At 44.8% G+C, this 22,041-nt stretch carries 16 protein-coding genes and 3 pseudogenes; 9 read left to right on the top strand and 10 right to left on the bottom strand.

All coding sequences use genetic code 11. From position 1 onward, the window contains the following. Nucleotides 1-11: 11 nt before the first annotated feature. Nucleotides 12-596 carry a peptidylprolyl isomerase gene (locus LPKJCM_RS11910; protein ID WP_057962813.1) on the bottom strand — a complete coding sequence of 195 codons (585 nt, stop codon included), beginning with the start codon at nucleotides 594-596 and terminating at the stop codon, nucleotides 12-14. A gap of 154 nt (nucleotides 597-750) precedes the next feature. Here LPKJCM_RS11910 and LPKJCM_RS11905 point away from each other — a divergent pair, with 154 nt between their 5' ends. Then, the gene (locus LPKJCM_RS11905) at nucleotides 751-2,001 is read left to right on the top strand and encodes an MFS transporter (RefSeq protein WP_057962814.1); all 1,251 of its coding nucleotides are present in this window, start codon (nucleotides 751-753) and stop codon (nucleotides 1,999-2,001) included. An 80-nt stretch (nucleotides 2,002-2,081) separates the two neighbouring features. After that, nucleotides 2,082-3,114: pseudogene (locus tag LPKJCM_RS11900) on the top strand (alcohol dehydrogenase catalytic domain-containing protein). A gap of 148 nt (nucleotides 3,115-3,262) precedes the next feature. On the opposite strand, the gene LPKJCM_RS11895 reads toward LPKJCM_RS11900, so the two are convergent. The 6 genes from LPKJCM_RS11895 to LPKJCM_RS11870 all read right to left on the bottom strand — a co-directional run bounded on the left by LPKJCM_RS11895 (nucleotide 3,263) and on the right by LPKJCM_RS11870 (nucleotide 11,635). Beyond that, entirely contained in the window at nucleotides 3,263-5,470 is a 2,208-nt protein-coding gene (locus LPKJCM_RS11895) for a heavy metal translocating P-type ATPase (protein ID WP_057962815.1), read from the bottom strand. Nucleotide 5,471: 1 nt separating this feature from the next. Then, nucleotides 5,472-5,915: a CopY/TcrY family copper transport repressor gene (locus LPKJCM_RS11890; RefSeq protein WP_057962816.1), complete on the bottom strand. Its 444-nt coding sequence runs from the start codon at nucleotides 5,913-5,915 to the stop codon at nucleotides 5,472-5,474. Between the two features lie 148 nt (nucleotides 5,916-6,063). Continuing rightward, a complete protein-coding gene (locus LPKJCM_RS11885) occupies nucleotides 6,064-6,567 on the bottom strand; it encodes a GNAT family N-acetyltransferase (protein ID WP_057962817.1) in 504 nt (167 codons plus the stop codon). 273 nt (nucleotides 6,568-6,840) lie between these two features. Beyond that, on the bottom strand, nucleotides 6,841-7,665 hold the full coding sequence (locus LPKJCM_RS11880) for a hypothetical protein (RefSeq protein WP_057962818.1): 825 nt from the start codon (nucleotides 7,663-7,665) through the stop codon (nucleotides 6,841-6,843). 28 nt (nucleotides 7,666-7,693) lie between these two features. Next, complete coding sequence (locus LPKJCM_RS11875) at nucleotides 7,694-8,617, bottom strand: GH25 family lysozyme (protein ID WP_057962819.1); 924 nt, start codon at nucleotides 8,615-8,617, stop codon at nucleotides 7,694-7,696. Nucleotides 8,618-9,097: 480 nt separating this feature from the next. Beyond that, nucleotides 9,098-11,635, bottom strand: coding sequence for a M1 family metallopeptidase (locus tag LPKJCM_RS11870; RefSeq protein ID WP_057962820.1), 2,538 nt, complete (start codon nucleotides 11,633-11,635; stop codon nucleotides 9,098-9,100). Nucleotides 11,636-12,000: 365 nt separating this feature from the next. Here LPKJCM_RS11870 and LPKJCM_RS11865 point away from each other — a divergent pair. The 4 genes and pseudogenes from LPKJCM_RS11865 to LPKJCM_RS11850 form a co-directional block, all read left to right on the top strand. Beyond that, a pseudogene (locus tag LPKJCM_RS11865) lies at nucleotides 12,001-12,291 on the top strand (DUF6198 family protein); the annotation flags it as partial. An 81-nt stretch (nucleotides 12,292-12,372) separates the two neighbouring features. Continuing rightward, nucleotides 12,373-13,272: a DMT family transporter gene (locus tag LPKJCM_RS11860; RefSeq protein ID WP_057962821.1), complete on the top strand. Its 900-nt coding sequence runs from the start codon at nucleotides 12,373-12,375 to the stop codon at nucleotides 13,270-13,272. A gap of 93 nt (nucleotides 13,273-13,365) precedes the next feature. Beyond that, a complete protein-coding gene (locus LPKJCM_RS11855) occupies nucleotides 13,366-13,581 on the top strand; it encodes a hypothetical protein (RefSeq protein WP_057962822.1) in 216 nt (71 codons plus the stop codon). 281 nt (nucleotides 13,582-13,862) lie between these two features. Next, nucleotides 13,863-14,716 (top strand): annotated as a pseudogene (locus tag LPKJCM_RS11850) (GRP family sugar transporter). A gap of 364 nt (nucleotides 14,717-15,080) precedes the next feature. Here LPKJCM_RS11850 and LPKJCM_RS11845 read toward each other — a convergent pair. Continuing rightward, nucleotides 15,081-17,249, bottom strand: a complete 2,169-nt coding sequence (locus tag LPKJCM_RS11845) for a YhgE/Pip domain-containing protein (RefSeq protein ID WP_057962824.1) — start codon at nucleotides 17,247-17,249, stop codon at nucleotides 15,081-15,083. Between the two features lie 140 nt (nucleotides 17,250-17,389). Between LPKJCM_RS11845 and LPKJCM_RS11840 the strand changes: the two genes are divergently transcribed. After that, nucleotides 17,390-18,082 carry a hypothetical protein gene (locus tag LPKJCM_RS11840; RefSeq protein WP_057962825.1) on the top strand — a complete coding sequence of 231 codons (693 nt, stop codon included), beginning with the start codon at nucleotides 17,390-17,392 and terminating at the stop codon, nucleotides 18,080-18,082. A gap of 12 nt (nucleotides 18,083-18,094) precedes the next feature. Further along, entirely contained in the window at nucleotides 18,095-20,260 is a 2,166-nt protein-coding gene (locus tag LPKJCM_RS11835) for a YhgE/Pip domain-containing protein (RefSeq protein ID WP_057962826.1), read from the top strand. A 161-nt stretch (nucleotides 20,261-20,421) separates the two neighbouring features. On the opposite strand, the gene LPKJCM_RS11830 is transcribed toward LPKJCM_RS11835, so the two are convergent. Together LPKJCM_RS11830 and LPKJCM_RS13650 are read right to left on the bottom strand one after the other, a co-directional pair. Continuing rightward, nucleotides 20,422-21,111 carry a YitT family protein gene (locus LPKJCM_RS11830; protein WP_225364200.1) on the bottom strand — a complete coding sequence of 230 codons (690 nt, stop codon included), beginning with the start codon at nucleotides 21,109-21,111 and terminating at the stop codon, nucleotides 20,422-20,424. A 12-nt stretch (nucleotides 21,112-21,123) separates the two neighbouring features. Then, entirely contained in the window at nucleotides 21,124-21,285 is a 162-nt protein-coding gene (locus LPKJCM_RS13650; RefSeq protein ID WP_225364199.1) for a YitT family protein, read from the bottom strand. Nucleotides 21,286-21,639: 354 nt separating this feature from the next. On the opposite strand from LPKJCM_RS13650, the gene LPKJCM_RS13970 reads away from it, so the two are divergent. After that, nucleotides 21,640-21,942 (top strand): type III toxin-antitoxin system ToxN/AbiQ family toxin, encoded by a 303-nt coding sequence (locus tag LPKJCM_RS13970; protein ID WP_057962827.1) that lies wholly within the window; start codon nucleotides 21,640-21,642, stop codon nucleotides 21,940-21,942. The last annotated feature ends 99 nt before the right edge of the window (nucleotides 21,943-22,041 follow it).

Raw genomic sequence — 22,041 nt, 5'->3', positions numbered from 1 at the left:
GCTTCAAAAAATTATTCGTCAATCGTGACCGATTCCATCACAACATCTTCGTTTGGCTTATCTTGGGCGTTTTTTTCAACCTGGCTGATTTCTTTAACCACGTCCATCCTAGAAATAACCTGCCCAAAGACCGTGTGTCTAAAGTCAAGCCATGGTGTTCCGCCATTCTTATAGGCGTCAATGATCGCCTCGGGATATCCAGCCGTCTTCATCTGCGAAATCATTCCATCGTCAACATGCTCGTTGGAAACGATGAAAAATTGGCTGCCGTTGGTGTCTGGGCCAGCATTGGCCATTGACAACGCCCCGTTAATATTGAATAGCTCCGGTGAAAATTCATCAGCAAAGTTGCCGCCAAAGCTGCTTTCGCCACCCATCCCAGTTCCAGTTGGATCGCCGCCTTGGATCATAAAATCAGGAATCACCCGGTGAAAAATCACGCCGTTGTAGTAGCCCTTTTTAGCCAAGGCAACAAAGTTTTCCACTGTCTTTGGTGCCTGTTCAGGGAACAGTTGGACCACAATGTCTCCGTGATTGGTGTTGATTGTTGCTTTGGGGCCTTTTGCATTATCTAAATCTAATTGAGGTAAAGTCATGTCGTTTCTCCTTTAATTTACAAAATCTTTCTTCAATGAGCTTATCATAAGCCGCGGTCAAAGTCAGGAACTTTGACAGTATTTCCAACGTTTTAATGCCAGTTACGGTAAAATGTGGATAAAGCTGAATTTATGGAATGACGGGGTATTCGTGATGAGAGTTAACCCAGCACATTGGCGCCGAAATATTTATCTATTTTTATCGAGTCAATTTCTAACTGGAACTACCAGTATGATTGTTCAATATGCCATCATTTGGTACCTGACCAAAGAAACCGGTTCGGCAACCATTCTAAGTATCGCCACAATTTTGGGCATGCTGCCGATGGCGTTATTGAGTCCGTTTGTTGGGCCATTAGTCGATCGTTGGAATAAAAAAGCGCTGCTGATCGTCCCAGATGTGGTGGCTGCAATGCTTGCCATCATCTTATCAGTCTCCGGCGGCGTCTTTCACGTTTTTCCAATTTGGCTGATTTTTGTTTCATTACTGATGAGGTCGATCGCACAAACCTTTCAAATGCCAACCATTCAATCAGTTATCCCCACCATGGTTCCGGACAAAGAGCTGACAAAGATTAACGGCCAGTTGGGAATGGTTCAGTCTGCCAATATGATCATCGCGCCGGCATTAGGGGCATTTTTGTTTGCAATTATTCCGCTCCAATACCTCATTTTGTTAGATGTGCTTTGTGCCGTTCTGGGAATCTGCATTCTGATTTGGGTAAGCATCCCCAACAACGAAAAAATCGACGCTGCTCTGCAGATGCTGCACAACACCAAACTGGGTGTCCAACAGTTAATGCATAATAAGGGTCTCTGGTACATCACTATTACAGGCGCAGTCTTCACCCTGCTGTATATGCCTGCTGCCAGCATGTATCCGTTAATGACAATGAAGTATTTTCAGGGAACCGTGGGCCAGGCTGGTTTTATTGAAGCCTTGTATTCCGGCGGGATGCTGGTTGGCGGGGCAATTATCGGCATTTGGGGGAACTGGTCAGATACAATGAAGCCTGTAATTATTGCGTTCTTCCTCGTGGGCATCCCCACCGGCTTAAGTGGCCTACTCCCCGGCAATCAGACCGGGTTTATGTGGTTTGCGATTTTAAACGTCGTTGAGGGAATTGCCACACCGTTTTTCAACACACTGCTGATGGCGATGATTCAGCAGAGTTATCCGCCTCAGCAACTTGGACGGATCCTGGGCGTACTGAATTCCCTGATGAGTCTGACCGGACCGGTTGGCTTAATTTTTGCCGGCCCGCTGGCCGATGCATTGGGGGTTGAGATGCTGTTTGTCATCGCTGGGATTGGCACGGTCATCTGTGGTATTTTTGCGTTGATGATCCCACTCATGCGGCAATATGATATTAAGCTGCAAGCTCGACTCGCCAAAGAGGATTAATTTTAAAATGGTGGTTGCCTTAAAGTGGACTTCAAGGTCTACAATGAATTTGTAAATCAATCAAAGGGGAGATTATATTAATGAAATCAACACTGTTTGTAAAACCAGGAAAAGTTGAAATTAAAGAGATTGACAAGCCAACCATCCAAGCCGATGACGACGTGATTTTGCACATCGTCCGCGCTTGTGTCTGTGGTTCTGATTTATGGGCATACCGCGGGTTGGAGGACAAGGAACCCAACTCCGAGAATAGTGGTCATGAAGCCATCGCCATTGTTGACCAAGTTGGTAAAGACATAACAACGGTTAAGCCCGGTGACTTCGTCATTGCGCCATTTACCCATGGCTGTGGACACTGTGCTGCCTGCCGTGCCGGTTATGAAGGCAGCTGTCAAAGCCACAGCGACAACTTCAGCTCTGGCTACCAAGCCGAATATGTGCGTTACCAGCACGCTGAATGGTCACTGGTCAAGATTCCGGGTAAACCGGCAGATTACAGTGACGGCATGCTGAATTCACTCTTATCTCTAGCTGATGTCATGGCAACCGGTTACCATGCCGCTCGAGTAGCTAACGTTAAGCCAGGTGATACAGTTGTCGTTGTCGGTGATGGTGCCGTGGGCCTCTGCGGTGTCATTGCTTCTCAAATGCGTGGTGCTAGTCGGATCATCGCTATGAGCAGACATGAAGACCGTCAAAAGTTGGCAACTGAATTTGGTGCCACTGATATCGTTGCCGAACGAGGCGAGGATGCAGTTGCCAAAGTAATGGCTTTAACCAATGGTGCTGACGCGGTCCTTGAGTGCGTTGGCTCTGAGCTTTCAACCGAAACCGCCGGTTGCCCGTCCAGGTGCAATTGTCGGCCGAGTTGGCCTACCCCACACAAAGAAAACCGACCTCAGCAGCTCGTTTTATGGCAACCTGGGAATCGCTGGTGGTCCAGCTTCAGTCACTACCTACGATAAATCTGTCTTGCTGAAGGCTGTTTTAGACGGTGACATTCACCCAGGCAAAGTCTTCACGCAGCGATTCGATCTTGATAACATTGATGATGCTTACCAAGCAATGGCTAAGCGTGAAGCAATTAAGTCTTTGGTAGTTGTTCAAGATTAAACTGATTTACATCAAAAGATTGATACCTTAATCACTTTTTATACAGACAAAACACGCAACCATTCCAAATGAGGAAATGATTGCGTGTTTTGCTTTCCTTAGAGTTAAAACTGCCTTTTTACGCCAGTCTCGTGTCAAAAACGGATGATTAATTTCTGATTTTGTCAGCGGTTAACCCCATCGCGTTGACGGCCACGATAATCGTTGACATTGCCATGACCGCAGCCCCGACCGCTGGATCCAATATGATGCCAGCAAATGCCAAGACACCTGCAGCCAGTGGGATAGCGATGATGTTATAACCAGCTCCCCACCAAAGGTTCTGAACCATTTTTCGGTTAGTCAACTTCGCCAAATCGAGGAAATGAAGAATATCACTTGGTTCGGATTTGACTAAAACAACGTCGGCAGAATCAATTGCAACATCGGTCCCTGCACCAATTGCCACGCCAATGTTAGCTTCCGCCAAGCTGGGTGCATCGTTGACACCGTCACCAACCATAATGACGTGATGACCCTCTTCTTGATACTTGGAAACAATCTTCTGCTTGTCGTCAGGTAACAAGCCTGCGTGAAATTCATCTAGTCCAAGAAGTTCCGCAACGTGTTGAGCTGCTTGTTGATTATCACCCGTTAACATCACAGGAGTAATCCCGCGCTGTTTAAGACCAGCAATTAATTCTTGTGCACCAGGCTTGATTGTATCGCCTTCCGCAACCATTCCCAATACTTGTTTATCGCGGATAAGAAAGCTGACGGAATTACCCTTGGCTGCCCACTGATCGGCAATTGCGTGATCAAACGAGATGCCGTTTTTTGTTAAATAGTTACCGTTGACGATTGTATAATCTTGTCCATCAATCTTACCGGCAATCCCAACACCCGGAATATTCTGCGAATTATTGGCCCCTTGTACTTTGATATGCTTATCCTCAGCAGCGGTCAAAATGGCTTGTGCCAATGGATGAGTGGAGTTACTTTCGAGAGCTGCCAATTTGCTGAGCAGTGATTGCTCATCAGTGTCCTCAGTTGGTACTAATGCGTTGACAGTAAATTTGCCCTCCGTCAAGGTCCCCGTTTTATCCAGTAGAACATGACTAACGTGCTGACTGGCTTCAATCGCCTGACGATTGCGGACCAGCAAACCATTCTGGGCACCGATTGCCGTTGAGCGGGCAACCACCAATGGAATCGCCAAGCCTAAGGCATGTGGACAAGCGATGACAAAGACCGTTACCATCCGAGACAACCCAGTCGATAAGCCTTGTGGCACCCATGCGACAAAGGCAATGATTCCGGCAAACAGGGCGGCATAAAATAAATACTTAGCGACAATATCGGCCCGACCTTCAGCCTTTGATTTAGATTGTTGGGCCTCTTGAACCATTTTCGTCACTTGAGACAGATATCCTGATTCACCGGTTCCAGTCGTTTTGACGGTTATCGTGCCATTATTATTAGTCGCACCGCCAATGACCTTATCACCAATAGTCTTCGTAACCGCGGCTGATTCACCGGTTACCAACGCTTCGTTGACGGTTGATTCACCTTTCAAAATGGTGCCATCGGCAGGAATACTCTCACCGGCACGAACTTGAAATGATTGGCCAACTTGTAGATCAGCTACCGCCACGTCTTTTGTTTCGCCGCTTTCAGTGACTAGGTGCGCTGTCTTAGGTAAAAGAGCAGCCATTTTTTCAACGGCATCTCCGGCACCCATGACGGCGTTCATCTCCAGCCAGTGCCCCAGCAACATAATCAGAATCAAGGTAGCCAATTCAAACGAAAAGTCCATCACGTGCGTAGCGAGATGCAAAAAATTGTTTGCGATAAAGGCATAAATACTATAGAAGTACGACACCGAAATCCCCAACGTGATCAATGTCATCATGGCGGGTTCTTTGCTTTTAACTTCAGCCCAGGCTCCCTTCAAAAAGGGCTCACCACCATAGAAGTAAAGAACCGTATCAAATAGTAAAATTGCAATTTCTTCAATGAGTGGGGCGTGAAAATTCAGAACTGAGATATCTAATCCCATAATCGGTGCGAGGAGCAGTACAGGAATCGCCAATACAACGGAAACCCAGAACTTTTGTTTCAAGTTACCCATGTGCATCATTTGGCCGCCATGCATCATCATGTCGCCACCCATATCCATGCCGGACATGTCCATATCGCCATCGTCCATCTGCATTTTTGAATGGTCCATGTGACTCATATCATGATCCATAGGCATCTTGGAATGATCCATCTTGCTCATATCATGATCCATAGGCATCTTGGAATGGTCCATCTTGGAATGGTCCATCTTATTCATATCATGATCCATATTCATATTGTCTTTATTGTTCGCCATGTTAATGATCATCCTCACACGTCATTTTCCCCGGCAGACAGTTGCAATTCACCATTTCCGGAGCATCCTTGGCCTTCTCAGCCAATATCTGCTGTAATTCTGCAATATCACTTTTTGAAAGCTTCCGAGTCTTAATCACTTGGGCAATCGTGGAACCGGCTCGCATCGCACACATGTGATCAAACAAGTCATCGGCAGCAGCGGACATCGATTCTTTCTCCCCAACCACCGGTTTAAAGGTGAACGGCCGACTCTCACCGGTTTGTTCAACGGCCCCTTTTTTGATTAGACGGCGCAATAAGGTCTTGGTCGTTGAATCAGACCATCCCTGTAGTTCATTCATTGCGTCGATCAACTCACGACTGGAAGTCGAACCCATTGTCCAAATCGCTCTCATAACTTCCCATTCAGAATCTGTGATGGTGACATTTTTAGCATCTATCATTGTTTTAACCTCATTTTATGTTTTAAAGTTTACATTTGTAGCTCTCAATAAGAACAGTTTACATCTGTAGCCTAAAGGATGCAACCATTTCTGCTTAAAAAGGCCCTATCAACCACAAAAAAAGTGATTAGGACACGTCCCAATCACTTTATAGTTCATTAAAATGTTTCCCCAAAATATCCAAGCTTCGTCGTCGCCCATCCATTTCAGCAACATCGGGCAAATGCCCCCAAACTGTAAATCCATTATGCGTAAACAGCTTTTGACTGGGCAGGTTGTGGCTGAAAATAAAGGCTACCAAAGTATCCAGTCTGAGGCGTTCCAATTCACCACTGACAAAATTAATTGTCTGCTGGCCCAGCCCATGATGGCGATAATCAGCGTCGATATAGATACTAATCTCGGCAGTATTGTGGTAGGCAGGCCGACCGTAGAACGATTCCAAACCAACCCAGCCGGCAACTTGGTCGTCGACTTTCATTACCCACAGTGGCCGCGACTCATGGTTAAATTCAGCAAACCATTCCTCACGTGAGGCAACGGAAACTGGCTCTAAATCAGCCGTGGCGAGACGGCTGGGAATAATTTCATTATAGATTTCAACAATTCTAGGAAGCTCATCGTGAGTGGCGCATTCAAATTTGACTGGCATTACAAGACCTCGTTTTTGTATTATCAGTACATTTTACGTCAGGAAATGCCAAGGCGCAATATCACGTCATGGTGTCAGAAGCATAGAAAGAGACTGAAACATTCCTTCTTCTTTAGCTTGTAACGACAACTTTAATCACAACTTTTATATTGCGGAAAGCTGGGACAACCGGCAGATCCCCGCCATTTAACGAAGAAGTCCAACCATTCCAAAACCAGGAATGATTGGACTTCTTCGTTAAATTCTGGGATCTAAACGCCGGTTGTCCCAGTCTTACTTCATACTAGCAGCCATCCGAATTGCGACGGCGGGATCCGTTGCTTGGAGTCGATAGACGACATTGCCGGCCTGCCAGGTAATCACTTGAGCAGAACTGCCAACGTTGAATTTAACAACTCCTTGTGTATTCGGGGCTGGTAGTGAATAATTCTCAAACATATTGACACTTGAAACAGCCAACTTCTTTGGAGTTGTGTTATTCACGGGGCTGCCGTGCACACTAATCGACCAGTTGCCCTCATTCCAAGAAATATACTGCTGACCGGCTCCTGATTGGGTATGACCCACGATACTGTGGCCAAGATCGACTTTTGGCAAGCCTTTAATCTCTGAAGCAGCCGTATAGTCTAAGTGGCTTTGAGCCTCTGAAGTTGAGGAATAACTGCGTTTAGCTAAGACGGCGTATGGCTTTTCACCCTTCAGGCTACTATCATTGAGTGCCAAGGCATCACTACCAGTACTGTAGTAAATCGTACTGTCAGCAGAATTACCATTATATCGAATGTGAATGTTCTTAGCTGAATCACTCAACCCAGCGTTTTGTGGGAACAGCGTATCTGATAGTTTGCTTGAAAGATCTTTAGTTAGCGATGAAAAGTCATAAGATTGCCCATCCGATTGGGAATTGTTATCAGAAGAAGCGGTTGATGTGTCGCTCTGACTGGTACTAGTCGAATTGGAACTATTGGCGGCACTACTTGAATTCTGCATATCAGTTTTTGATTCGTTATTGGAACTTTGCTTACCGGAATTGCCATTACTGCAGCCAACAAGCACCAGACTCAGTAATAACACTCCACCTAATTTATAGAGTTTCATCGTTTCCCTCCAGTTTGTTGATTCCTAATTATTGGACATAGTTCTTATTGGCAGTTAAATAGCGGCCGTCTGCGGTTTCAAAATAGTATGAACCACTGGCGCGTTTATGAACAGCGGTGACGTTCACTGTCGTTCCTGGCTGAACCTTAACAACTCGGTTAGCCTTCTTAAAGCTGGTTGAGTTATACAAATACAGTTTCTTGGTCGTCATGACACTGGTTACCGCATCAGTAAAGTAAGTTGGGTGCGCTGTATCAGCTGATTGGGCGCCGCCGATCCACCAAGTAATTGGTTTACTTGAATTCAAAATTGTACTGGCATCTACTGATTCTTTCAATGCTGGAACGTATTTTTTGTTGGTATACTGCCAGAGATCAGTTTGAATGGTTGGCCGTGAAGAATAGTTGGCAATCCATTGGGCATCAAAATTCTTTCTTGCGGTGTTGGCATGAGCTGTTGCAAATGATTGATATGAGTAAAAAATTAATTTCTTCCCGGTGAGTGAACGCATCTGATCGTACCATGCTTTAACAGCTGCGTTGCTAGTCCCAGATGTCACATCATTTTCCTCGTAATCCAAGACATAGAATTTAGCATTCTTATTGGAATTTTGGTAGAAGACGTTGGCCTCATTTCTGGCGCTGGCAGCACTGGTGAAGGTGGCATAATCATATTCACCAAATGGAATGCCATATTGAACATATAGATTGGTATTGTTGGTTGCGTATTTATCCTGATAATTCGCACCATATTGGCGACGATTGATAATAAACGAAACCTGACTCTTTAAATTGGACACTTTTGATGCAGTCAACTTCCCCTGCCACTCTGAAATGTCAGGAATGACGGTGGTTGCTGCTGATGCTTTGACCGCGCCAAAAATTGAAACCGATAAGATGACGGTCAGAATCGATAGGATGATCGTCCGTCCCTTTTTCCTCAATGAACTCATTTAAAACCACTCCGCATTTATTTATTTGCTTATGCTAAATTCAATCAGCTAAACAGTTGTCGTTAATTTCTCTACCAACATATGACAGAATGAACTCGAGCACAAGAAGCAGATGCAGGACCACGGGGAATATTACAGTGTCAATACGCGCCATGAAGCGCCCGCCCTCACTTCTTTTCAGTCATGTTATAAATGTGTAACATGACTGAAAAAATATAGCTCTCACAATCGTTAATGAATAAATCGGAATGTGTGCCTCGATCAACATCGGCCGATAACAAAAGGGTTCGGACAAAAAGAATTATCGTCTCACCCGTACTTTATCATTTCGAATGTTCCACAGCAAAAAAGTGGGAATTAAAGCAGTTTCCGGCCATATAAGCAAGCAATCTAAATATCCAAACCCGGGATATTCAGATTGCTTGCTTATATTCTGGAAACTAACCGCTTTAATTCCCACTCTCTCAAGATCATCTAATCCTATTTAATAGCTCGACTAATTGCAGCATTAACATCTGCTTGTTCAGCCTGAACCAATTGAACCCGGCTATCAATGACGCTGATATCCATCTTGATTTCACGGGTCAGACCCGGCGTATCAATCTTCGGCTCAAAGAATTCTTTGAATTCAGCCAGCCGTTGTGGCGTGTGGAAGATTCCGGAAATCACGGTAATATAGGTGGCAAATTCCATGTCTCCGCCAACTGTGTCTTCCAACCATTGCCAGTCCTGGCGAATCCAATCCCAAGCAGCCTGCTGACCATCATCATTGGCAAGAACGCCACGGAACCAGGCACGCAAATCCTGTGGTTTAATCGTATCAGCATTTTCAAATTGACTCACTAACTTAGCAATTAAATCAGGATCAGCCGTACTCGTCAAAGCGGCGCAAATATCCTGCTTATAGCTGGCATCGGCAGTTTGCCGGTATGCGACCAGTAATTGATCAAACAACGCGTCACTACCAAAGTTTTTGACTTCGTTTCGGAGAACAAACACCCGGATATCGGCAGATAGAGCAGCCAAGTTGGCCTCGTTTTCTTTAAACAGCGTGTGAGCAGCACTCATGGCGTCAGCATTCTCAGCATATAATGACGCATTCAAAATGTACGGCCGAGTCAGTTGGTCGTCATTTGATTCATTCGTCTTAGGAGCAAAGCCCAGTCGATCGAGCTGAGCAGAACTGAGTCGATCGAAGAGTTGCTTGAGTTCTTTTTCTTCCTGAGACTTGGGTGCGACAAACTTCTTCAAATTATTAGCAACCCGGTACAAAGCAGCATTCACAATATTAGAATGGCTGTCGGCAAATCTTTTCAGTAACGGCACAATATTGGCGTACGAGTTCTGGCGGCCATCAGCCAACAACCGCAAGTCTTGAAGAATCTGGAGTTGAGAAATGGCATCCAAGTCGGCAACATGATCAAGAATGTCAGCCATCAAGGTTTCATCATATTGAATAATGAAGTGCGAGTTGTTACCAACGTTCAGGAGGAATGGTTTGTCATTTTTCTCGCGTAACTGTTGGTAATCCCCAACCGTCAGCGTTTTGTCCGCCATGATTTCAGGAACAGCGTCGTAATTGCTGTTAAGTGGGATCTGCCACTTACGGTCAACATCCTTGCCATTGCCAATAAAGAATTGCTGTTGAGACAGGGTTAACTGACCGTCTTCAACTTTGGCAACCACAACCGGATATCCGGGCTGTTCCAACCAGGAGTTCATAATCGCACCGACATTCATGCCGGATGCCTTGCCCAATGCCGACCATAAATCTGCCCCGGTGGCGTTATGGAACTTGTGGGCCGCAAAGTAATTCTTCAAGCCCTCGCGTAAGGCTTTATCCCCAACCAAAGCTCTTGCCATCACTAACATTCTGGCACCCTTGGCATACACGATTGCCGAGTCAAAAATCGAATCAATTTCAGCTGGATCTTCAACCTGAACGTGAACCGACTGAACACCATCAGTGGCGTCCCGTTGCAGGGCAGCCGGTGATTCGGAGGTTTGGAAGACTTCCCAAATATGCCAGTCGGGTTCAATGGCATCGATGGCGACATATTCCATCATATTGGCAAAACTTTCGTTCAACCAGAGGTCATCCCACCACTTCATTGTGACCAGGTCACCGAACCATTGATGAGCCAATTCGTGGGCAATCACCGTTGCAACTAACTGTTTCATTTCAAATGACGTGTTCTTGGGGTCCAAAAGCAAGTATGCTTCACGGTAGGTTACCAGGCCCCAGTTCTCCATGGCACCTGCAGAGAAGTCGGGCAATGCCAGCTGCCAGGAGTGTGGGAGTGGATATGGCGTTTGGTAAAAGTCTTCATAAAATTCAATCGACCGTTTAGCAATATCCAAAGCAAAATCGAGCTCATCGGCCTTGTGTGCCTTGGTAGCAAACACGCCAACTTTAACGCCGCTCTTAGTAGTCGTTTCCTTACGCTGCATCTCACCGAATCCAAAGGCGATCAGGTAAGTTGACATCCTCATGGTCGTATCAAAATAGTGGACACCATTTTCTGTGCGAACTTCGGGCATATTGCTGATGATTGTTTCGCCGTCATGTTCGTCAAATTTAATTGCCAAATCAAAGGTCGCTTTAGCTTCGGGTTCGTCGACACATGGAAAAGCTTGTCGCGCCGCAGTGGTCTCGAACTGGGTTCCAATCAACTGCTTCTTAATCCCGTCAACTTCATAATAGGATGGGTAGATGCCCATCATCGTGTCGGTCAATTTAGCACTAAACTGAATGGTCAAGGACACATCGCCCGTTGTCGGCAAATCAATATCGATCGCTTCATGAGCATCATCCTTGCTAAATGAAACGTCTTTGCCATCAGCTTGGACCGATACAATGTTGAGAAATTTTTGGTGAATCGAAATTGCGGTCGTTTTGGCCTCACCAGTAATCGTGGAAGTCCCCGAAAACCGCTTAGTTGCTCGGTTGATATCTAAATAAATGTCGTAATGACTTGGTTGAAATTTTTCATAGAAATGGGTTAATTGTTCTGCCATGAGTTGCCTCCTTGAAAATTTGTTAATTATATTATACGACTCTGGCAAAGCTTATGCGGCTTAATATCCGAAACGATTAATTTTTGTCTGCCCAGCCCTCTCTATGCCGCAGAGCTTCAGGCAACTTGTTCGAATCCTAAATTACTCGTATACTTAAATTCTGACCTGCTGGTTATCGAACAATCAGCACCGACTCATGCAAAATTCATCATTACTAGGGGGGAAGTCATCATCCAAAATACAAAAGCTCAGCGTTGGGTCGGCCTCATCTCGGGGCTGATTTTAAACGCCTTTGGCAATGCGCTGACAATTTCAGCAAACATGGGAAGTGCGGTCTGGACCGCTTCTGCTGTCAACTACAGTCACTGGTTATCTCACTGTATCAGCGGGCAAACATCCTCATGCATCCAAATGACGATACGACCAACATCTTGCGGTTTATGTATTTGAAAAAGAGCGCGGTAGCCGCCCAGCTGGTCGATTTTGTGCCGCCGATTATTGCCATGGTCATTTCCTTTGCGGTGACCCGCAATTTATATGCCGTCAACGTTGGGACCATCTTTTCAATTCTTTTCAATGGCTTGATTATTCAAACTGCGGATCGATGGGTTTGGCCGACTTTAAAACACAACTTTAAGACTTTGGGGAATGATTAAGGCGGCTAGACGAGTCCTTGTCGCACAAGCCGGGTTACCTAGGCCTTATCGTGCTATCCTATTATGAAAGGTGATAATCCTTTGAAACGCATTGCACCCCTGTTTGTTGCCCTTGGTGCCATCAGTTATGGCATCCCCGGCTCTTTATTTAAAATGGCTCATGGTGACCGGGTCACTGACAGCTTATTGCTATGTGCGACATTTCTGATTGCCTTTCTCGTCTTCAGCTTGGGACGTTGCTTACTGAATCCGTCCAATCGCCGAGTTCCTGACCACAAATTAAAGTGGCTGGTCGTTATCTCGGGCAGTTCGATGGGCTTCACGAACACCTTCTATCTTCTATCATTGGCCTACGTGCCGGTGGCCATCGCAGCCGTCATGATGATGCAGTCGGTTTGGCTGTCAATTGCCATTTCGTGTCTGGTTCACCGCAAAGGTCCAACCGTCACCCAAGTGATTAGTGTGATCACAATTTTACTGGGAACCATTCTAGCAACTGGTTTGTTTCCACTCAGCCAAAGTATATCCTGGAAGGGTATGGGCTTGAGCTTTCTGTCCGCCCTGGCCTACGCCTTGACAATTCAGTTCACAGGAAATGTGGGCGCTAATCTGCATCCCCTCACAAAAGCCCAGCTCATGAGTGGTGGCGCCTTGATCGTCATCCTAGTCATTTGGCTGCCAACGATTCTCCCAGTTCATCACTTAGCAACTGGGCTGGCTTGGGGCGGTATCACGTCTTTTTTTGCCATGTTGCTGCCACTGACTTGCTTCTCCTTTTTTATGCCCCAGTTGCCATTGGGAATTGGTCCGATTATTTCTTCTTTGGAATTACCGGCTTCGGTTGTCTTTGCCTTTATCTTATTAGGAGAAACTGTCACCTTCACCCAAATAATCGGGGTTATCCTGATTGTTCTAGCGGTCGTTGTCACCAATCTTCTCCCACTTCGGCTCAAGAGACAGTACCAAAAAATGAACCTCTAACTGACAGGTAATGCCAGTTGCATCTTTGTATAAATATGGTAAATTGAACGTAACTAAGTCAGACTTAATTACCAAGAGGAAGGAACTTCAACAATGATTATTATGCTGCTAATCTTATTTTTAGTCGGTTCTTTAATTCTAAACCTCAGTTGGTTCTTCATTAAAACGTCAGCATGGCTGATTTTACTTCTGATTGGCCTGTTGCTTTTGTCCAAACTGTTGATCATCGGCTTGATTGTTGCCGCTGTTTACGGCATTTACCTGCTGTACCAGCGCGCACAAGTACAGCCGTACAAAAATCGTCATTAATCATTTCACCTGAAAATATTTTTCATTTACTGAGTTGCGACAAAAATAACAATTTGTCAGCAGCTCTTTATTTTTGACTTCTTTAGGTCATTTGGCGTAACCCGACTTTGATATAAAATGATGTCTTGCAGGCTTTACTGGGCCTCTTTTGGCACGCATTTCTGATCATGCGCTGAGTAAATTTTTAGATTTTTCTAAACTTTGTAAACGTTTTAGTAGAAAATTTATTTCATAAGGTATAGTATGACTGGTATCAATTAAAGTTGAGGAGCGTTTTGATTATGAATTTACTTATTGCGTTACTTCCCGCCCTTGGTTGGGGATTATGCCACTTATAACCGGTAAGGTCGGCGGCTCGCCGGCTAACCAGATCTTTGGAATTGGGGCTGGAACGACGATCGTTGGTCTGATTGTCTTTATGGTTACTCGACCAGCCGTCAACGCCACTGCCTTCCTTTTTGCAATCGTTTGCGGTGCTTTGTGGACAATCGGACAAATCGGTCAGTTTATTTCCTTCAAACGAATCGGTGTCTCCAATACCTACCCGCTATCAACCGTGTTCCAACTGGTTGGTAATTCAATCCTTGGCGTTTTGATTTTCGGTGACTGGCAGGGGACCCAATCCAAAATCATTGGGGTAATCGCCCTGATTATCGTGATCGCGGGCGCATTGTTGACTTCGGTTAGTGACGAAAAGGCCGGCAAAATTACCTTTAAAGATGCCATGTTCCTGCTGTGCACGACTGTTGGTTACTGGATTTATTCTTCATTTCCAAATATCCCAATCATTAAAGCGCAAAGCGGTACCTCAGTCTTCCTGCCGGAAATGATGGGGATCCTGATTGGTGCGATCATCTTCGGTCTGTTCACCGATCGCCAGTCATTTAAGCAGCGTGAGCAATACCTCAACATTATTGCTGGCTTACTTTGGGGAATCGCTGCTCTGTCTTACATTTACTCTGCCCAGGCAAACGGAAACACTTCTGCATTCATCTGGACCCAGTTAAGTGTCATCATTGCGACTTTTGGTGGGATTACAGTTCTCCATGAACACAAGAGCCGTCGGGAAATGATCTTCACAATTGCCGGCATTGCCCTGATTGTCGTCGGCAGTGTTGCCACTTCATTTGCATAAATCCACGAATCGTTTAAACCTGAAAAGAGTGGAACACGAGGCGCTTTGATCCCAGAATTTAAGCCAACAATCCGGTTATTCCTGTTTTTAGGAATAACCGGATTGTTGGCTTAAATGGCCGGGATCAGCCGATGGTTCCACGTTTAATCTAGATGCCAGTAGGACGCAAACGGGGCTGGGAAAAAATAATTATCGTCTTACCCGTACTTTATCATTTCGAATGTTTCATTGCAGAAACGTGGGAATTAAAGCAGTTTCCGGCCATATAAGCCAGCAATCTAAATATCCAAACCCGGGATATTCAGATTGCTGGCTTATATTCTGGAAACTAACCGCTTTAATTCCCACTCTTTTCTGTATTCAATTACGGTTGACCAATGCCACTCTTGGTAAAGTCGTTCAATAGACGAGCCGTCACCCGCTTAAAAAAGTCTTTCATGAATAGGCCGATGATCAAACCGCCGATTAGCATGCAGATCAGCACAAAGAAATCGAGGACCACAGTTCCAACGTTTGGCCCACCAACGGCCTCACGGAAGCCACTGACGCTGTATGAAAATGGGAAAATTGGCTGAATGATTCTCATGAACAGTGGGTTAAGCTGAATTGGGTAAATGGCCCCACTTCCAGCTAATTGAAACGCGACCATCATCACGGCCAGCGCCTTACCTAAATTACCGAACACTGACGCCATCGTATACACAATGACCGAAAACGTCAGTGACGAAACCACGCCGATCATCACCATTAGGAACAAGCTTTCCACGTGCACTCTGAGAATAAAAACGGTCGAGAGGACGATGACCATTGTTTGAATCATCGACAGAGTGTTAAATAACAGCAACTTGCCAATATATTCTTCACGCGGTCGCAAATTCTTAAAGCGATGGTACTTCGGTGCCGATGTGTGTAGAACTGCGACCAGCATCGCACAACCGACCCAAATTGATAATGCCATGTAAGTTGGTGCGAAGGCTTCTCCGAATGACGGAACCCGATAAATGTTCTCGTTTTTAACATTGAACGGTTGGGCCAAAGCATTCCCCATCAGCTTCGGATTGTTTTGCAAAATACTAATAATATCCGCAATATTATTATCCGATGTCAATTTTAACTGGTTGCTTGCCTGCAGAATTAAGCCCCGGTATTGAAGCAACTGGTTCTCCAAGTTGCCAGTAGAACTGCTGACCAATTGATTGCCGGAGATAATGGTATCCAGTGACTTCTCATTCAGGCTGCGAATGTCATTGACATTATTAAGGATCCTTGACGCACGGTTGCTGGCCGATAGCAAATTACGTTGAATGCCATTCAGCTCTGATTTAACATCCCGATTATAATCTGATAACGACCGATTAAGGCTTGCCGCAACAGAGTAAGATTGGCTGGCAATTTTGTTCTGCAGACTGCTGTTTGCAGCTCTGCCGGAATTAAGATTGTTCGAAAGCTCGCTAATCTGCCGCAATTGGCTAGCTAACAGATTGTTCACATCATTGAGCTGCTGAATTAAGCTGGTTACCCCGGTTAGCCGCCGAGATTGGTTGATGGTTTGCAAGTATGAAATGAGCGGCGTAATCTGTCCTTGCAAAAGCTTAATCTGCGACAAAATCTGCCCAGCCAAACCGGATGCCTGATTACGAGTAGCCGGTGTCGTCAACTTATTCAGCTGACTGGTGAGTGTCCGCAGTCGAGTCGCATCAGATTGAATCGAGTTGAGGCTGGTTTGAACATTGCTGAATGATTGGTTGACAGAATGATTTACGCTTTTGATTAGCCGTTGATTGGACATGCCAACCGCCTGATTAATGTTTACGTCCGAGGAGGCGGCAACGACCGGCTTAAGTTCAGAAAAGACCATTGCCAGACCACTCGTGGCCTCACTAATATCTCCCAGTGTATTGGTGGCCAGTTCCATACTGTCACCAAGATTGATAATCAAATCTTTTAGGTTAAGAATTTCTGATTGATTGTCGCCTGCTTTTTTACCGGCGACATTTAAATAGGAAAAGATTGTACTATTGACTTGATAAATGAACTGTTTTTTTATCGTGTTAAGCAGGGTCTTTGATGCTGCCTCGGTAATTTTATAACTCATTGGGCTGGCTTTAGTGTCAGCAATGTAGTCAATATGGGCTTTTTTGGGGTTATCAGTTACCATACTCCCCAAGTCAGCAGAGAAGTTCTGAGGAATTCGAATTTCAGCATAATACTTCCCCGCCCGATCTTTCTTCTGGGCCGTTTTAGAATCAACAAACCGCCAGCCGATTTGATTATTATGTTTTAATTGGGCAATAATCTGATTGCCTAAATTCATCTGTTTGCCCTGAACAGTTGTCCCCTGATCATTATTGACTACGGCAACCGGAATCTTGCTCACCTCCTGGGAGGTATAAGGATTCCAAATGGCTTTGACGTTGACCAGCGTATACAAACAGGGCAGGACACAAAGCGCGGTGATTGTCAGTAGTGCCGCTTTATATTTAAAAATTGCCTTGATATCCCGTTGATAAATCAGTTTGATGTTTTTAAACATTGTTCAATCCCTCAAATTTTCTTGCTGCTTTGTTTCTGTCGAAAAATGCATTATACTGATAATAACGCGTATGCGAATGATTAACAATGGTAACTATAGTTAACAACATGAACCTACTTTTACGAGGGAGCTATCAAAATATGAAACGTTCAATCATCTTTAAATGGCTGCTCAGCCTATCCATTCTGTTGGGGATTGCCGTCATGCAGCCAACTGCAGTATCAGCTAAAACCACCGCTGCTAAGACTAGCAGCACCCAAACTTTAACTAAAGCATCTTACCGCGCGGTTAGTGGTTATCTTTACAGTTCTGCCAAGCTCACTAAAAAAGTCCATAATGCAGATAATTACCCTCTGACCACATTTTACGCTTATAAGTCTGCCAATATCCAGCGTGCCAACGGTAACCGAGCAGTGTATTATTATGTTCGAAATGGCAACGGAAAAGTCTCTGGCTGGCTTTGGCGCGGCCATTTGGTTAGAATGATTAATATCAATCAACAACGGCAACAGCTTAACCAAATTATTGTCCTGATTGACACTTTATCGACCAACACCAAGAACAATCTGATTTCAATTCTGAATCTGATGAACCGCCAAAGTACATTACCCAACCTCTTAACCCAGCTGAACGATCTGATCCAGTCAACGACTAACAATTCAGACATTGCCAAACTCAAGCAAATTTTTGACATGATCAAGTCCGACGGCCAGACACTCAATTATTTATTGGGCGAGGGCATCAACAAGCTCTACCCCAAAATTCTCTTGATTCATAATCTGAATAACCGAGTATTTGCATTGGCTCAGGGAATATTAGATCGAATCAATTAAAAGGACCCATTTATGCGAACAATATTAACCTTACTCAAACGAGACCTACACAATATATTTCATAGCCGGCCGGTGTGGATAACCCTGCTGGCTTTTTGTCTGATTCCAGCGATTTATGCCGTCCCAAATATCATGGTTTCGTGGGACCCATATTTCAAAGCCAATACCAGCCGCCTACCCATCGCAGTGGTGAATGATGATGAAGGCAGCACCGTTAACGGCAAACAACTCAATGTTGGTAAACAGATTGTCGGAGAGCTCAAGCAAAACCACGCCATTAATTGGATCATGACCAACGACTGGCAGGGAAACAACGGCCTGGATGAAGGGAAATATTACTCATTAATTGAAATTCCCAATGACTTTTCCAGCAAGCTGGCCACCCTGGTGTCGACTAATCCCGAGAAGCCAAATATCATTTATAAGTCTAACGAAAAGCTAAACCCGGCGGCAACCAAAATTACCGGTCAGGCGGTCGATACGTTAACTGAGCAGGTTCGAGACAGTTTCATTAAGATCAGTACCAAAGCCGCGTTAAAAGAAATGAACGCGGCCGGTGCCAAAATCAACACCCATAAACCGGAAATTCTCCAAATCCGCTCATCACTACTGGACGCGATTAAGACCGTGAAGAAAACCAATGGCTATTTGAATAAAGCGAACAGGGACTCAGATAACGTCCAACAATATTTGCAGACCGTTCAAGGTGATATCCCCAAAATTTCCCGTCAGATAACCGAGCTTCAAAATGTTGTTAACCACGGGCAAAATCTAACCAAGGCTACCAAACGAACCCTGAGTTCGGCTCAGAATGATTTATCAAACGGTTTGAACGACCTGCAGTCAGATAATAATCGGATGAACTCACTGGTCAATGATCTGCAGACTGGTGGCCGCACTTCCAGCAAAACGCTGCTAGCTAATGAAATCAATCCGCTCGAAAGCCTCAATACGTCCACCCTGAACCACATCAACAGCGCCTTGCGAATCGTGGACGTTGTGAATAATTTACTGCCAAACAACCAAACGACGGCCTTAATTCTTAACCTCAGCAACGCCAAGAAGCACATCCACCAACAGCAACGCAATTTGGCAAGCCTTAAGGCCACAAATAATGCTGGGGGATCGCAAAAATCAATCGCCCAGCTTATCAAGAAGGTGGCAACAACCGCCAACGCACTTGGAAACAGTCTCACAAATGCCGGCGACACCTTCACGAATACAATTAGCCAAAGCATTGATAACCTCAATGATACGCTGGATACCCAGCTTAGTGGAAACGACGATGTTCTTCAATCTTTGAGGACCTTGCTGCCGCAGCTGCGCGCACTCACAACTGGCGGAAAAGCCATTAGTAAAATTTCGGTCTCCCAGGTCAATCGGATTAAAAGCCGCTTGAACGGAATTGAAGGAAAACTGAAGGATTTAAACGACCAAACCAAGTTCATCAACGAAAAGAACTTGAACAAACTCATGAATTTGCTGTGGGAAAATCCCAAGCTTTCGAACCTGCTGGCCTCCCCGATTACATTGAAGCAAAAACAACTGTATAACATGGGATTATTTGGTTACGGAATGGCACCTTTCTATACCGTCTTATCGATGTGGGTCGGTGTGCTGCTCCTAACGACGATTGTTTCGTGGAAGTACTTGATTCCAGAAGATAAGCGTTTCCCTAAAGCAAATCGGATCCAACAGTATGTCGGTAAACTACTTTTATACCTGATCTTATCCTTCACCCAGACAACCTTTATCATGCTCGGCGAGCTGGTCATCATAGGATTAAGGCCACGGAGCCTATTGGCAATGTTAGCCACAGCCTATCTGGCAACGACGGTTTTTACCATTATTATGTTTACTTTTGTCTACATGTTTGGCAATATCGGGAAAGTGCTCAGTGTCCTCATGATGATTGCCCAACTATTTGGAACCGGCGGCGTCTACCCACTGGAACTAATTCCATCACACTTGGCAAGTTTGGCGCCATTCCTACCGTTTACCTACGTCATCCAAGCATTTCGAGAAGCCATTGCCGGCCCAATTCCAAGCGTCTACTGGCACGCAATGCTGATTCTGGCCGCATTTGGCGGGATCTTCCTACTGATGGCGCCTCTTAGACGAGTGTTTGTTAAACCGCTTTCGAAGATGGAAAATGGCTTTCATAAGTCGCAGTTATAAGATACATTCTGTTTTGAAAGTTTAACCTAAAAAGGCCCACAAAATCATTTGCTGATTTTGTGGGCCAGTTTGTGTTATAAGACGGAGATACGCCCTGATTTCTTCTGAGTCTCACTGCTATCTAAATTGAAACTGAGACGATTCGCTGGTCAAACTCTTACTTAAAGAATCCTACGCATGTCCAATCCACGGGCACTCCGAATATTTTCAATCACAATGAGCGCATTCTTATCCTCACTTTCAATAATCGGCACCAACTTGGTGACTCGACGTGGACCAGCAATCATGTAGAGCATGTGCTGGTCGGCATCGCTATAATAACCGGTGCCATTAAAAATCGTCATTTCCTGATCTAACTCTTTGGAAATGGTCACCGCAATTTGTCGATACTTTGGTGAAACCACCAAGACCGCCTTTTTAGCACCAATATTCGCCAAAAACTGGTTGGTAAACACGGAATAAACGTACAGATAAATCACCGTTAAAACAGTATTGGTGAACCCAATAATCATGATGAACGGAATGACAATGAACAGTTCAAATATCAAACTGCCGGTTCCAAGTGAAATACCAAAAAAGTAGTTGAGAATCTTACCAATAATCGTATCACCGGCAATTGTCCCATTGAAGCGAAAAATCAGCCCGATTGAGATGCCCGTTAAAGCGCCGGCTAACAGTGTCGGCACAATCAACTCGCGGGTGTGATAGGTATAAAAGACGGGAATCTTGAGGAAGACCGTCATCCAGGCAATTGCCCAAATCGTTAAATAGGTAGTCTTCTTTTCAAACAGCTTGTAGCCAATCACAATTAAAAGAACGTTAATCAGCAGATTTGACAGGTACGATGGCACACCAAAAGCATATTATAACAGTGCCGTGATTCCCATCGCCCCGCCTTCACCAAGGTGAGAAGGCAACAGCAGATAGTTATAAGTCATCGAATAGATGAACGCCCCCACTGCGACGCCAATTAATTCGGTCGATTTAATATTTAGTTTTCGCCAATAATTCCAAATTGAATTCATTTTGCGCCCACCATCCAATGTTAATTTGTCCAAGTAAATGTTGGCCATTTTGTCTTAATAATAGCTTAATTTATTTCTCAGCAAAAAATAGGGTAACTTGGCAACAAATGATTTTATTTGACAGCCATGTCGGGGTCAAGTATTATGTCTATGAAGGGCTAATCCCTTCTAATTAACTAACATTAACGTTTAAAATAGGTGATTCGCTACCGGAAGTGCGACCGATAAAAATTGGTGACTCACTACCACAAGTGTGAGCGATATTCATTGGTGATTCGCTACCATGAGTGCGACCGATAGGCGTGGGGGCTGATTTATCAGCCTCTTTTTTATTGGAATTTTGGAGAACCCAGCATGAGAATTTACTATATTGAAACTGACTATATAAACTATTTAAGACAATTTGATTCCCACGTGATGCTCAATAAATCCCATCGGCCTTACGTTGGAGTAGTTTTACGTGTCCACGGCGTTGATTATTTTGCCCCATTTGAAACTGCCAAAACAAACAAGAGGGTTAATAGTCAACTAACTTTCAAAATCTGGGATAAACGCCCGGGGTTATGGTGCCGGTCCATTATCCTTCTTACTGCTAAACAACATGATCCCAGTTCATCAGGATTCCTTAAAAATGTTAGATATGGATTTAATTGCTAAAACCAAGCCACAAAAATACCCCTCGATTTAAAATTGAAGTGCAACACCTGCTCTACTAGACCAGTTCTTTATTCAGACTAGTCAAAAAGGCCATGAAGA

The organism is Lentilactobacillus parakefiri (assembly GCF_002157585.1).
In the GTDB taxonomy this organism is placed as follows: Bacteria; Bacillota; Bacilli; order Lactobacillales; family Lactobacillaceae; genus Lentilactobacillus; species Lentilactobacillus parakefiri.
This window is presented reverse-complemented; position numbering and strand designations above follow the sequence as displayed.

Coding starts and splice junctions, on each gene's coding strand:
- LPKJCM_RS11910 (WP_057962813.1), bottom strand. CDS start 596: ATGACTTTACCTCAATTAGATTTAGATAATGCAAAAGGCCCCAAAGCA.
- LPKJCM_RS11905 (WP_057962814.1), top strand. CDS start 751: ATGAGAGTTAACCCAGCACATTGGCGCCGAAATATTTATCTATTTTTA.
- LPKJCM_RS11895 (WP_057962815.1), bottom strand. CDS start 5,470: ATGGCGAACAATAAAGACAATATGAATATGGATCATGATATGAATAAG.
- LPKJCM_RS11890 (WP_057962816.1), bottom strand. CDS start 5,915: ATGATAGATGCTAAAAATGTCACCATCACAGATTCTGAATGGGAAGTT.
- LPKJCM_RS11885 (WP_057962817.1), bottom strand. CDS start 6,567: ATGCCAGTCAAATTTGAATGCGCCACTCACGATGAGCTTCCTAGAATT.
- LPKJCM_RS11880 (WP_057962818.1), bottom strand. CDS start 7,665: ATGAAACTCTATAAATTAGGTGGAGTGTTATTACTGAGTCTGGTGCTT.
- LPKJCM_RS11875 (WP_057962819.1), bottom strand. CDS start 8,617: ATGAGTTCATTGAGGAAAAAGGGACGGACGATCATCCTATCGATTCTG.
- LPKJCM_RS11870 (WP_057962820.1), bottom strand. CDS start 11,635: ATGGCAGAACAATTAACCCATTTCTATGAAAAATTTCAACCAAGTCAT.
- LPKJCM_RS11855 (WP_057962822.1), top strand. CDS start 13,366: ATGATTATTATGCTGCTAATCTTATTTTTAGTCGGTTCTTTAATTCTA.
- LPKJCM_RS11845 (WP_057962824.1), bottom strand. CDS start 17,249: ATGTTTAAAAACATCAAACTGATTTATCAACGGGATATCAAGGCAATT.
- LPKJCM_RS11840 (WP_057962825.1), top strand. CDS start 17,390: ATGAAACGTTCAATCATCTTTAAATGGCTGCTCAGCCTATCCATTCTG.
- LPKJCM_RS11835 (WP_057962826.1), top strand. CDS start 18,095: ATGCGAACAATATTAACCTTACTCAAACGAGACCTACACAATATATTT.
- LPKJCM_RS13650 (WP_225364199.1), bottom strand. CDS start 21,285: ATGAATTCAATTTGGAATTATTGGCGAAAACTAAATATTAAATCGACC.
- LPKJCM_RS13970 (WP_057962827.1), top strand. CDS start 21,640: ATGAGAATTTACTATATTGAAACTGACTATATAAACTATTTAAGACAA.